The organism is Parabacteroides sp. merdae-related_45_40 (assembly GCF_001915675.1).
Genome location: NZ_MNQY01000035.1, coordinates 32,906 through 45,432 on the forward strand (window position 1 = coordinate 32,906; position 12,527 = coordinate 45,432).

Below are 12,527 nucleotides of genomic sequence, written 5' to 3' on the forward strand. Positions count from 1 at the left end.
TTGACGAGACATCCTCTTATATGATTATAATAATGTGTATACGTTATTTGTTCAATGCCGAAGCACGGGTGATATATTTATCGATATCGGAAGCTTCCATTGAATTGAAGTATTTTTCCTTAATCGTCGTGTATGCCTTAACAGCATCACCATATTGTTTCAGGCTTTCATAAGCGATACCGGCTTTCTTCAGGTAAGTCGGGCTGATCACTTCGTTGCTTGCCTGCTTGGCTGCTTTTTCGAAATAGCTGATACCTTCTTTTACGTTGCCCATATTTACATAGCAGTCACCGATCAGGCCCGTGATAGCCGGCGAGATCATGTCGTCGCTGCCGCTGAAAGATTTCAGCAGATCCAATGCTTTTTCATTGTCGCCCATCTTGAAATAGCAGATACCGGCATAAGCCTTTGCCAAGTTACCGGCCGATGTGCTTCCGTATTGGTCGATGATAGCTTCGAATCCTTCATAATCCGCACCGTTTCCGTTCAGTGCCAGGTTGAAAGAGTCTTTTGCAAAATATTGTTCGCCTTTGAACATAGCTGCTGCGGCTTTTTTCTCCTGCGGAATCAAATATCCGTGCTTGATACCCAAAACAGCTCCAACAACGAGAGCGAGTGCTATAATACCATAAATGATTTTCTTTGAATTGTTTTCAATGAACTGCTCCGATCTCGAAACAATTTCTTCGACCTCTAACTCTTTGTTGGTGTCTTTTTCCTTAGTAGCCATAATGTTTTATAGTTGTTATTATTTTATCATTGTTTTATGCCTGTGGCAATTCAAGTCGCAAAAGTAGTTTTTTTTACTGAGAAAATCTATACTTAGAAGTATATTTTTTAATTTTGTGCAACTAATATAGCGTGGATGATACTTAAAAAGCTTTCTATACTCAATTATAAAAACATTCTTCAGGCAGAAGTTTCTTTCTCTCCCGAAATAAATTGTTTTTTCGGGAATAACGGAATGGGAAAGACCAATCTGTTGGATGCCGTTCATTATCTCTCTTTTTGCAAAAGCCATATCAATACGCCCGATTCCCAGCTGATCAACAACGGTCAGGATATGTGCGTGTTGCAAGGTAACTATGACTATGAGGGGCGTGAAGAGGAGATCTTTTGTGCTATCCGTCGCCGGCAACGGAAACAGTTCAAGCGGAATAAAAAAGAGTACGACAAACTGTCGGAGCATATCGGTCTGTTGCCATTAGTGATGGTTTCGCCAGCCGATTCGGAACTGATACAAGGCGGGAGCGAAGAACGTCGACGCTTTCTCGATGTGATTATTTCGCAGCAGGACAAGCCTTATCTGCATGCGTTGATACAATATAATAAAGCCTTGCTTCAGCGGAATTCGCTGTTGAAGGACCAGTGTATCGACGCTTCCCTTTATGAAGTGCTGGAAATGCAGCTGGACATGTACGGCCGGATGGTGTACGAGAAGCGGCAGATGTTGGTGAATGATTTTATCCCGATCTTCAACGAATATTACCAGACGATCTGCCGTTCGACCGAACAGGTCGGTTTGCGGTATATCTCCCAGTTGGAGAAGGGGAGCCTGGCGGATATGCTGGCTGCCAATCGGGAACGTGACCGCATACTCGGTTATACCTCGACCGGCATTCACAAGGATGAACTGGAGATGACGTTGAACGGCCACCTGATCCGCCGTGTCGGTTCGCAAGGGCAGAACAAGACGTATCTGATTGCCCTCAAGCTGGCTCAGTATGTGTTTCTTTCCTGCAGGGGGCAAGCGCGTCCGATCCTTCTGTTGGACGATATTTTCGACAAGCTGGATGCCGACCGGGTGGAGCAGATCGTCAAACTGGTGAGCGGCGACCAGTTCGGGCAGATTTTCATTACTGATACGAACCGGAAATATTTGGACGCCATCCTGCAATCGATCAATCACGGCTACGCTCTGTTCAGGGTCGAACAGGGTGAAGTGCAACCGATGGAGGAAGCGGAATGATGCACCGGAATGCACAGACGTTGGGCGATGCGATCCGGGAGTTTTTCGAGGATAATGCTGAGTTGAGGGGGAAGATACTGGAAATCCGTGTCATGCGGGCCTGGGGCGAGATACTGGGGCCGATGGTCGCTCAGTACACTCGTAATATATATGTAAAAGACAAAGTGCTGTATGTTTCCCTCACTTCTTCCGTCTTGAGAAGTGAATTGGTGTTGTGCCGGGAACGTCTGGTGAAGAGCTTGAACGATTATGCCGGTTCGGAAGTTATACAAGATATAGTTATCAGATAAAAGAGTTGAATCATTATGGATGCAAAAAAGATAGAAGAAGTTCCGTTTGAAGAGGTTTATGAAGTGGAAAAGTATGGCACATACTATTCTGAAAATAAATTCTGGCAAAAAGTACAACGGGTTGCAAAGAAAGTCGGTGCGACGGTGATACGTCCTGTCTTCCAGCTTTATTATCTGCTGCACGATAAAGATGTTTCGTTACAACATAAGGCTTATATCATAGGTGCTTTAGGCTATTTTATTCTGCCGTTCGACCTGATACCGGAAGGTCTTCTTCCGGTGATCGGCTTTACTGACGATGTAGCTGTGATGGGACTTGTCCTGAAAATCGTGAAGGATAGCATCACACCGGAGATAAGAGCCAAGGCGGATGCTAAGGTCATGGAGCTGTTGCAAACGGATAAGATCTGAATCACAATATTTCTTTTTCAGTTATGATCAAGTCCATTTTCCGGTCGAACGGCTCGGCCGGAATCTGATTCTTTAACTGGAAGTCATAGCAGATTCCGATTTTAGGAACATCCAGTGTCGAAAGCAGTCGGTCATAAAATCCTTTTCCCCGTCCGAGGCGGTTATGCTGGCGGTCGAAAGCGACACCCGGAACAATGATCAGGTCTATTTCGCTTTCCGGTACGGCTTCACAATCTTCGCTTGGTTCCAATATCCCGAAAACACCCGTTTTGAGTGATTCTTTTCCTGCATACAAGAGCAATTGAAGATCATTCCCTTTTATAAGAGGGAGCAATAATCTCTTTTTCCGGTACCATTTTTCGATCAGTCCGGCAGTCTGCACTTCGCCGGGGATGGCATGGTATAGTGCAATACACGAAGCTTGCTGGAAGAGGTCTGTCTCTTCCAGCCGATCCATTATCTTAGCAGAGAGATCCAGCAATGTAGTCTTCGTATATGATCTCTTTAAGGAAGCCATATCCTCTCGAAGCGTTTGTTTGGCTTTGCGCAATTCCATTGGGCGTATTGTTTTTGTTCTCCAGTGTCGGGAATGATTTGCCTTCGTTCAGGACTTTGACGGCGCGTTTCAGCGTGATGTCATCGTTCTGGAATATTGGATAGAAGCCGGCTTCGTCGAAGAAGTTACGGACGATGTAGGCCTGGATCTGTTTCTCGATCAGTTTGCCTGATATGTTGATCAGGTGCGGACGTTTCTTGATTCCTTTTGCTGCGGCATAATTGGTGAAATCGGAAAGCAGTGGTTGTTGTTGCAGGTATTTGTGTAAGTCCTGATAGGTCTTGAAAGAAGCCAACTTGTCGTAATTGCGATCCGAGTATTCGAGTGCATATAGGTTCAACATACCGGAATTGACTACGTTGGAGAAATAGGAAGTCACACCGCTTGTGTCACGCGGGATGAAGATATCCGGCATGATACCGCCGCCGCCGTAAACGGGGCGTCCCATCACGGTTTCGTATTTTTCGCTGTTGTTCAGCTTGATGCTGTCGGCTGAATCAAATTCACCGTGCATGAAACGTTGGTAGATGTCCTGTTCGTATTCGCTGTCTTTACCCAGTTCGTACTTTTTCTGGATACAACGTCCAGACGGCGTGTAATAGCGTGCGATCGTCAGGCGGATTTCCGAACCGTCGCTTAACTGGATCGGCGACTGGACCAAGCCTTTTCCGAAAGTACGGCGGCCGATAATCAGCCCGCGGTCATTGTCTTGGATAGCTCCGGAGAAGATTTCACTGGCGGAAGCCGAGAACTCGTCTGTCAAGACTACAATCGGAGCATCCTGGCAAGTACCTGTGCCGTTCGTATAGACATCGTTGCGCGGGAATGCTTTTCCTTCCGTGTATACGATCAGGCGGCCTTCCGGCATGAATTCGTTTACCATATTGATGGCGGCATCCATATAACCGCCCGTGTTACCGCGAAGGTCGATCACGAATGAGGTACAACCTGCCTGTTTCAGCTTGGCGATTGCTGTGATAAATTCATTATAAGTGGTACGGCCGAATTTGCTTACCTTGATGTAGCCGATTCCTTTGCTTACCTCGTAAGACACGTCGACCGAACTGATGGGGACATCGCCGCGCGTCACGTCGAAATACAACAGTTCCGGTTCGTTTTTACGTTTTATGCCTAACTTGACCGTACTGTTCTTCGCACCACGCAGAGTTTTCATGATGACTTCCTGGTCACTTTTGTTGCCGGCATACAGGGAGTCGTTGATCGTGATGATACGGTCGAAGGGCTTCAAGCCGGCCTTCTCTGAAGGTCCCCCCGGAATGACGTTGATAACCAGAATGGTATCGGTCTGCATATTGAATGAAACCCCGATGCCGCTGAACGATCCTTCCAGGTCTTCATTTGCCCGTTGGGCGTCCTTTGCCGGTATATACACGGAATGCGGGTCCAGTTCGCTGAAGACCTTAGGAATGGCATCTTCCACTAATTGTTTCATATCGACTGTATCGACATACTGTTCGTCGATAATGTCGAGGATGGCATTGATTTTATTTCCACTGGAATAAATATGCCTCTTTCCTTGTGTCAGTCTGAGGTAATGATTCCCTACAAATATCCCGAGAGCAATACTTAATGCTATAATCACAGGCAACCATACAGCCAGCCTTTTGTTCTTGTCCATAAAACGTATCTTTAGTCGTTTATTTCTATATAATCTATAATAACACCAGCGCGACGTAATAGGTTGCAACCATCTTCCACCCTATATTTTTCAGAGTATACCACTCGCTTGATCCCAGACTGGATGATGAGCTTGGCACATTCGATGCAAGGGGCGGAGGTGACGTAGATCGTTGCACCTTTACTGCTGTTGGACGAAGCGGCCACTTTCGTAATGGCATTGGCTTCCGCATGCAGAACGTAAGGTTTGGTAACATTGTTCTCGTCTTCGCAAACATTCTCGAAACCGGATGGCGTACCGTTATATCCGTCAGAGATAATCATTTGGTCTTTTACTATCAGTGCCCCAACCTGGCGTCTCTTGCAATACGAATTTTCAGCCCATACGGCCGCCATTCTGAGATAGCGCTTATCCAATTCGAGTTGCTTTTCCTTCTTATCGCACATCGTCTTCTGATTTTATATACCTTAAATTATATAAATAGTAGGCAAAGGTACATATATTTGGGATAAATGGAATAGGTTCGAAGTTTTTTTGTTCAAGCGTGTATCATAAAATACCATAGAAGGCAACCTCGAAAACAAATCAGACTTGCATCCGGCTCTGGACGGATGTGGATGGTCCGTCAGGTTCTATTCCGTTTCTTTTCAACAGGGCGCCGATTTCCGCCTCTTTTCCCCGGAAACGTTTGTACAGGATATCCGGATCTTCGGTTCCGCCTTTCGACAGGATGTTTTTACGGAAAGAACGGGCTGTTTCCCGATTGAAGATTCCCGTCTCTTTGAAGACCGAGAAAGCATCGGCATCCAGGACCTCTGCCCATTTATAGCCGTAATAGCCGGCTGAATATCCACCGGAGAAGATGTGTCCGAAACTGCTGCTCATCAAGGTTCCGGGAACTTCGGGGACGATCACGGTCTGTTTCCAGGCTTCCTTCTCGAAAGCGATTACATCTTCGTCGAATGGTTCTGTCCGGGTATGCCAGGCCATATCTAAGAAACCGAAGCTCAGTTGACGGCAGCAGGCATATCCTGCGTTGAAATTGGAAGCGTCTATTAATTTCTGTACTAATTCTTGCGGGATTTTTTCCCCGGTTTTGTAGTGGATGGCGATCTGATCCAGAAACTCTTTCTCTGTCAGCCAGTTTTCCATCAGTTGGGAAGGAAGTTCCACAAAGTCACGATAGACATTTGTACCGGAAAGGCTCGCGTATGATCCTTCGGCAAACATACCGTGCAGGGCATGCCCGAATTCGTGCAACAGCGTGTTGACCTCGTCAAAAGTCAACAAAGAAGGCTTCGTCTCGGTCGGACGTGTGAAGTTCATTACGATAATGATTTGGGGCCGGCTGTCTTTGCCGTCTTGATCCCGGTATTGTTCCTTTATGCTGTTCATCCAGGCACCCGACTGTTTCCCGTCGCGCGGATGAAAGTCTGTATATAATATGGAAAGAAACTTCCCGTCGGCATCGTAGACCTCGTATGCCTCTACTTCGGGATGATAAACCGGAATCTCTTTATTCTCTTTAAAAGTGATGCCATATAATTGCGTAGCCAGACCGAACACGCCTTTCTTTACATGATTCAGTTCGAAATAGGGACGCGTCATTTCATCATTCACGTTGAAACGGATGTCTTTCAGTTTTTCGGAATAATAGCTCCAATCCCAAGGCATGACCGTTATGTTTTCTTTTTCCGTTTCCGAAGCAAATCTTTGTACGGTCTCGTATTCATTCCGGGCTACCGGCTTGTAGGCATCCAATAACTCATTCAGCAGTTTATAGACGCGTGCGGGAGTTTTGGCCATCGTATGTTTCAATTTGTAGTCGGCATAGTTGGCATATCCCATCAGTCTTGCGATTTCCAGGCGGATATTGACGATTTTCCGTATGATTTCCTTGTTGTCGTATTCATCCCCTTTGTTACCTATGTTCATATATTCCCGATACATCTTTTCCCGTAACTCACGCAAAGCTGAGTAACGCATGAAAGGCATGTAGCTTGGGGCCGAGAGATTGAACAGCCATCCGGTTTTTCCTTTTTCTTTAGCCCTGAGTGCGGCAGCTTCGCGTATGCTTTCCGGTAGTCCTTCCAGTTCGTCTTCTTTTGTCAGCAACAGTTCGTAGCGGTTCTTGTCTTTCAATGCGTTCTGATCGAATGTGAGGGAAAGAAGGCTTAACTCGGAACTGAGTTTACGGTATTTTTCTTTCTCTTCGGGTCCGAGTGCGGCGCCACGTACGCAAAAAGCTTCGAATGTCTCCTCCAGCAGACGTGCGTCTTCCGTCGGGAGATGCAGTTCTTCTTTCTGGTCGTAGACACTTTTTACGCGTGCGAATAGTTGTTCGTTCAAATAAATATTGTTGGAGCTTTCCGACAGTTTGGGGGATACTCGTTGCGAGATATCCATCATCTCGTCGTCTGCTTCTGCATTCAATACGTTGAAGAAGGCCGAGCTGACTTTATCCAGCAGCTTGCCGCTGCGTTCGAGTGCTACGATTGTGTTCTCGATTGTAGGAAGTTCCGTATTGTCGGCAATGGCTCGGACTTCCTTGTCCAATTGCCGGATTCCTTCGTCGAAAGCCGGTTCATACTGTTCTGTTTTGATCTGGTCGAACGGAGGAGTTCCGAACGGAGTCCGATAAGTCTCGAAAAAGGGATTTTCTCTATTTTGTTTCATGTTCTTTTGTGTTGATTTATTCTATAACAAAGGTACGGAATAATCGGCAAATAAAAATGCATTGATAGCCGGACGATGCCAAACAACCGGATTTGGAAGTTTTTAACAGCTTGGCATGTGTTTGACAACACATATATATGCTTTAGATATTTGTAATGGATTATCAGTCAAACTGTTTTTAAATCGTAAAAAATGAAATTTCTAAATAAATATGAAAGCAGATTTGTTTTTTTATTTTTTAAGTGATACTTTTGGTCAGGATACAAAAGCAATTTATTTGTTATCACGTTAAAGCATAAACTTAAAACCAAATATAAAAATATGAGTTATCTTAAATTTGACAAGACTCTTATGACGAACCTGGAAGAAGTGCTACCAAGAGAAATTCTTCGTACAAATCGTTCGGGAGCCTATCATTGTACAACTATCGTTGATTGCAACACAAGGAAATATCACGGATTACTTGTGATTCCGGTTCCGGAACTGGATGATGAGAATCACGTATTGTTGTCGTCATTGGATGAAACTGTCATACAGCATGGTGCCGAATTTAACTTGGGGCTTCATAAGTATCAGGGGGATAATTACAGTCCGAGAGGTCATAAGTACATTCGTGAGTTCGAGTGCGAGAAAGTTCCTACGACGATCTATCGTGTAGGAGGTGTTATTCTGAAAAAAGAGAAGTTGTTTGTGCATCATGAGAATCGAATCTTGATCCGTTATACGTTGTTGGATGCCCATTCGGCAACAACATTGCGCTTGCGTCCGTTTTTAGCGTTTCGCAGTGTCCGTGAATATACACACGAGAATGCCCAGGCCAGTCGCGAATATCAGGTTGTGTCGAATGGTATCAAAACCTGTATGTATCCGGGCTATCCTGAATTGTATATGCAACTGAACAAAAAGAATGAGTTTCATTATCTGCCTGATTGGTATCGGGGTATCGAATATCCGAAAGAGCAGGAGAGAGGCTATGACTTTAACGAAGATCTGTATGTTCCCGGATATTTTGAAGTTGAGATAAAGAAAGGGGAAAGCATCGTCTTTTCCGGTGGGGTTTCTGAAATAGGAACCCGTTCGTTGAAAAAGACTTTTGAAGACGAGGTTGAAGAACGTACACCTCGCGATACTTTCCGACATTGCCTGATCAATGCAGCACATCAATTCTTAAATAAGCAGGAAAATGAATTTTATATTTTAGCTGGTTATCCGTGGTTCAAGTGCAGGGCACGCGATTTGTTTATTTCTTTGCCGGGGCTGACTTTGGCTATCGATGAGGTTTCCAAGTTTGAAATGGTAATGGAAACGGCCCGTAAGGCGATTTATAATTTTATCCGTAATGAACCGAGCCAGATCAAGATTTATGAAATGGAGCATCCCGATATCTTGCTTTGGACTGTTTGGTGCATTCAGCAATATGCTAAAATGGTTTCACGTGAGGCATGCCGCGAGAAATATGGTGTATTGTTGGAAGATATCATGAGGTTCCTCTGTCAGGATAAACATCCGAATCTGATTCTGCATGATAATGGATTGCTTTATACCTATGGGACGAATAGGGCTGTAACATGGATGAACTCGACGGTTAACGGACATCCCGTTATTCCGCGTACAGGATATATTGTTGAGATCAATACATTGTGGTATAACGCTTTGCGATTTGCAGGAGAATTGTCGGGTGAGGCCGGAAATAATGCTTTGGCTGAATCATTGGGAGCTTTGGCCGAGAAAAGCGGGAAGTCGTTTGTCAATGTGTTCTTGAATGAATATGGCTATTTGCTCGATTATGTCGATGGTAACATGATGGAGTGGAGTGTGCGTCCGAATATGATATTTGCCGTGGCATTTGATTATTCTCCTTTGAATTCCAGCCAGAAAAAAGGTGTACTCGATATTGTGACGAAAGAGTTGCTTACTCCTAAAGGACTCCGTTCCTTGAGCCCGAAGAGCGGTGGGTATAATCCTAATTATGTCGGTCCTCAGATCCAGCGTGATTATGCTTATCATCAGGGAACGGCCTGGCCTTGGCTGGCAGGTTTCTATTTTGAGGCATATCTTCGTATCTATAAGATGAGCGGTATAGGGTTTATCGAACGTTATCTGATTGGGTACGAAGATGAAATGTCGTCTCATTGTATCGGGTCCATTTCAGAATTGTTTGACGGTAATCCTCCGTTCAAGGGGCGTGGAGCTATATCATTCGCAATGAATGTTGCAGAAATATTGAGAATATTATACTTATTAAGCAAATATAACTATTGAAAGGAGGAGCCTGTATGAAAGTGTTAATGTTTGGATGGGAATTTCCTCCCAAAATATATGGCGGTCTTGCGGTTGCCTCTTATGGTATTACTAAAGGTCTGAGTCTGCAGAATGATGTGGAAACGACTTTCTGTTTGCCGAAGCCTACCGGTGAAGAAGAAGGTTTCCTGAATATTATAGGTATGAATCAAGTACCTGTCGTATGGCGAGATGTCAATTATGATTATTTGAAGTCCAGGCTTCCCAATTATATGACGCCGGAGCAATATTATGCTTTCCGTGACCATATCTATGCCGATTTCTCATATCTGAATGTAAATGATTTGGGGTGTATGGAGTTTGCCGGAGGGTATCCTGCTAACCTGCATGACGAGATCAATAATTTCTCGATTATAGCGGGTGTCGTTGCTCGCCAGCAGCAATTTGATATTATTCATGCCCACGATTGGTTGACATATCCGGCTGGCGTGCATGCTAAGATGGTGAGTGGTAAGCCTCTTTGCATTCATGTTCATGCAACCGATTTCGACCGTTCACGCGGAAAGGTTAACCCGACCGTATACGCAACGGAAAAGAACGGTATGGATTATGCGGATTGTATTATGTGTGTATCTGAATTGACACGGCAGACGGTTATCCGGGAGTATCATCAGGATCCGCGGAAATGTTTTGCCATGCATAATGCGGTTTATCCGTTGTCGCAAGAACTTTTGGACATTCCTCGTCCGGAGCATAAAAAGGAAAAGGTCGTGACTTTCCTGGGACGTATCACCATGCAAAAAGGACCGGAATATTTTGTCGAGGCAGCAGCGCTTGTTTTGAAACGTACACGTAATATCCGCTTCATTATGGCAGGTTCGGGTGATATGCTGGACGCTATGATTAATTTGGCCGCCGAGCGTGGAATTGCCGACCGTTTCCATTTTCCCGGGTTTCAACGTGGAAGGCAGGTATATGAAGCTTACAAGAACAGTGACGTCTTTGTGATGCCTTCTGTTTCCGAACCGTTCGGGATTGCCCCGTTGGAAGCCATGCAGTGCGGAACACCTTCCATTATTTCCAAACAGTCCGGTTGTGGGGAAATTCTCGACAAGGTGATTAAGACGGACTATTGGGATATTCATGCAATGGCTGACGCTATTTATTCGATCTGCACGAATCCGTCTTTGTTCGAATATCTTCAGGTGGAAGGAAAGAAAGAGGTCGATGGCATCACATGGGAAAAAGTCGGCTTGCGTATTCGCGCTCTTTATGAGAATGTCTTAAAGAATTACGGTAAATAATAAAACAACATTAGATATGAAAACAATCTGTCTTTATTTTGAAATACATCAAATCATACATCTGAAACGCTATCGTTGTTTCGATATCGGTACGGATCATTACTATTATGATGATTATGAAAATGAACGCAGTATCACGGAGATTGCAGAGCGTTCTTATATTCCGGCATTGACCACTTTGCTTGAAATGGTAAAGAATAACGGAGGAGCTTTTAAAGTCGCTTTTTCTATTTCGGGTGTGGCTTTGGAACAGTTGGAGATCTATTCTCCCGCTGTGATAGACCTGTTGCATCAATTGAATGACACAGGTTGTTGCGAATTTTTGTGCGAACCTTATTCTCATGGGCTTTCTTCTTTGGCTAATGAAGAATGTTTCCGTGAAGAAGTTTCCAGAATGAGTGCGAAGATCAAACAAGTTTTTGGACAAACTCCCAAGGTTTTCCGTAATTCCAGCTTGATTTATTCGAATGAGATTGGATCGGTTGTTGCAAGTATGGGATTTAAGGGTATTTTGACCGAAGGTGCCAAACATGTGTTGGGATGGAAGAGCCCGCATTATGTGTACCATTGTGCCTATAATCCTAATTTGAAGATTTTGCTTCGTGATTTCAAACTGTCGGACGACATTAGTCTGCGTTTCTCTAATTCGGATTGGAGCGAATATCCGTTATTTGCAGATAAATATATCGGTTGGATTGCGGGGTTACCGGAAGAAGAACAGGTTATCAATATTTTTATGGAGCTTTCTGCCTTGGGTATTGCACAACCGTTGTCTTCGAATATCCTGCAGTTCATGAAGGCTTTGCCGGCTTGTGCGAAAGAAAAGGGCATTTCATTCTCGACTCCGTCTGAAATCGTGACAAAGTTCAAGTCTGTAGATCAAGTCGATGTTCCTTATCCGATGTCATGGGCCGATGAGGAAAGAGATACGAGTTGTTGGCTGGGTAATGTGATGCAGCGTGAGGCGTTTAATAAATTGTATAGTGTGGCTGGTCGTGTTCATTTATGTGATGATCGCCGCATCAAGCAGGACTGGGACTATTTGCAGGCAAGCAATAACTTCCGTTTTATGACAACCAAGAAAACTGGAATTTGGCTTAATCGTGGTATTTATGATTCTCCGTATGATGCGTTTACCAATTATATGAATATATTAGGTGATTTTATCAGCCGTGTAGATGCTTTGTATCCTGTTGAGATAGAGAACGAAGAGTTGAATTCGCTTCTTACAACGATTAAGAACCAGGGTGAAGAGATTGAAAAGTTACAGAAAGAGCTTGATAAGTATAAGAAAAAAGCAGCGAAAAAAACGGCTGCTGAATAAAGGTAAAGTAATAAATGAAAGAAGGTGTGTCAAAATTCTCACCTTCTTTTTTATGCCCAAAGCCCCGACTTTCACAAGCTGGGGCTTTGTTATAACCTGAAGATTTTGTATCTTTAG

At 44.3% G+C, this 12,527-nt stretch carries 11 protein-coding genes; 6 read left to right on the forward strand and 5 right to left on the reverse strand.

Annotation, left to right across the window (positions count from 1 at the left end; translation table 11 throughout):
• Nucleotides 1-43 precede the first annotated feature (43 nt).
• The gene (locus tag BHV83_RS02915; RefSeq protein WP_005636389.1) at nt 44-730 is read right to left on the reverse strand and encodes a tetratricopeptide repeat protein; all 687 of its coding nucleotides are present in this window, start codon (nt 728-730) and stop codon (nt 44-46) included.
• Between the two features lie 135 nt (nt 731-865).
• Between BHV83_RS02915 and recF the strand changes: the two genes are divergently transcribed.
• From recF to BHV83_RS02930, 3 genes are read left to right on the forward strand one after another with little or no spacing between them, the layout of a single operon-like run.
• Nucleotides 866-1,969 carry a DNA replication/repair protein RecF gene (gene recF, locus BHV83_RS02920; protein ID WP_005636391.1) on the forward strand — a complete coding sequence of 368 codons (1,104 nt, stop codon included), beginning with the start codon at nt 866-868 and terminating at the stop codon, nt 1,967-1,969.
• Nucleotides 1,966-2,259, forward strand: a complete 294-nt coding sequence (locus BHV83_RS02925) for a DciA family protein (protein WP_005636393.1) — start codon at nt 1,966-1,968, stop codon at nt 2,257-2,259. The genes recF and BHV83_RS02925 overlap by 4 nt, the downstream gene beginning before the upstream one ends.
• 15 nt (nt 2,260-2,274) lie before the next feature.
• Entirely contained in the window at nt 2,275-2,670 is a 396-nt protein-coding gene (locus tag BHV83_RS02930; protein WP_119215465.1) for a YkvA family protein, read from the forward strand.
• A gap of 1 nt (nt 2,671) precedes the next feature.
• On the opposite strand, the gene BHV83_RS02935 is transcribed toward BHV83_RS02930, so the two are convergent.
• From BHV83_RS02935 to BHV83_RS02950, 4 genes are all read right to left on the reverse strand, one after another.
• A complete protein-coding gene (locus BHV83_RS02935; protein ID WP_229034071.1) occupies nt 2,672-3,187 on the reverse strand; it encodes a 5-formyltetrahydrofolate cyclo-ligase in 516 nt (171 codons plus the stop codon).
• Nucleotides 3,132-4,865 carry a S41 family peptidase gene (locus BHV83_RS02940; RefSeq protein ID WP_286756164.1) on the reverse strand — a complete coding sequence of 578 codons (1,734 nt, stop codon included), beginning with the start codon at nt 4,863-4,865 and terminating at the stop codon, nt 3,132-3,134. The genes BHV83_RS02935 and BHV83_RS02940 overlap by 56 nt, the downstream gene beginning before the upstream one ends.
• 11 nt (nt 4,866-4,876) lie before the next feature.
• Nucleotides 4,877-5,311, reverse strand: a complete 435-nt coding sequence (locus tag BHV83_RS02945) for a dCMP deaminase family protein (protein WP_022321553.1) — start codon at nt 5,309-5,311, stop codon at nt 4,877-4,879.
• A 139-nt stretch (nt 5,312-5,450) separates the two neighbouring features.
• Nucleotides 5,451-7,541, reverse strand: a complete 2,091-nt coding sequence (locus tag BHV83_RS02950) for a M3 family metallopeptidase (protein ID WP_286756168.1) — start codon at nt 7,539-7,541, stop codon at nt 5,451-5,453.
• Between the two features lie 321 nt (nt 7,542-7,862).
• Here BHV83_RS02950 and BHV83_RS02955 point away from each other — a divergent pair, with 321 nt between their 5' ends.
• From BHV83_RS02955 to BHV83_RS02965, 3 genes are read left to right on the forward strand one after another with little or no spacing between them, the layout of a single operon-like run.
• Nucleotides 7,863-9,803, forward strand: coding sequence for a glycogen debranching enzyme N-terminal domain-containing protein (locus tag BHV83_RS02955; protein WP_286756170.1), 1,941 nt, complete (start codon nt 7,863-7,865; stop codon nt 9,801-9,803).
• Between the two features lie 14 nt (nt 9,804-9,817).
• Nucleotides 9,818-11,086: a glycosyltransferase gene (locus BHV83_RS02960; protein ID WP_005636407.1), complete on the forward strand. Its 1,269-nt coding sequence runs from the start codon at nt 9,818-9,820 to the stop codon at nt 11,084-11,086.
• 16 nt (nt 11,087-11,102) lie between these two features.
• On the forward strand, nt 11,103-12,410 hold the full coding sequence (locus tag BHV83_RS02965) for a glycoside hydrolase family 57 protein (RefSeq protein ID WP_005636409.1): 1,308 nt from the start codon (nt 11,103-11,105) through the stop codon (nt 12,408-12,410).
• Nucleotides 12,411-12,527 lie beyond the last annotated feature (117 nt).